Genomic DNA, 279 nt, shown 5'->3' with positions numbered 1-279 from the left:
GGGTGTGGCGAATCAGTCGCGTTTTGTCGTGGCATCACTCATGCGGGACGAAGCGAAGATGTCTTGGCCGCCATTGAGCGGATTGCCGATTTGACTGGCGAACAGGCTGCCCCGATCGGAGCGGTTGGAACGTCTTTGGGCGGGAACCAATTGCTGCGTGCGGCGGGACGGATCGGTGCGGGGTTGGACGCCAGACCATCCCATTGGGATCGAGTCGGTCCAATCCTTGCGATCGCACCGCCAATTGATTTGCAAGCTTGCAGTGACCGGATGGAGTCC

Annotated in this window: 1 pseudogene; it reads left to right on the top strand. The window is 60.2% G+C overall.

The features are described from left to right. Nucleotides 1-279, top strand: a pseudogene (locus B2R17_RS06165) (hydrolase); the annotation flags it as partial.

This window comes from Rhodopirellula sp. UBA1907 (assembly GCF_002337565.1).
In the GTDB taxonomy this organism is placed as follows: Bacteria; Planctomycetota; Planctomycetia; order Pirellulales; family Pirellulaceae; genus Rhodopirellula; species Rhodopirellula europaea.
The sequence above is the reverse complement of the archived record's forward strand: the minus strand, read 5'-3'. Positions and strand labels throughout refer to the sequence as shown.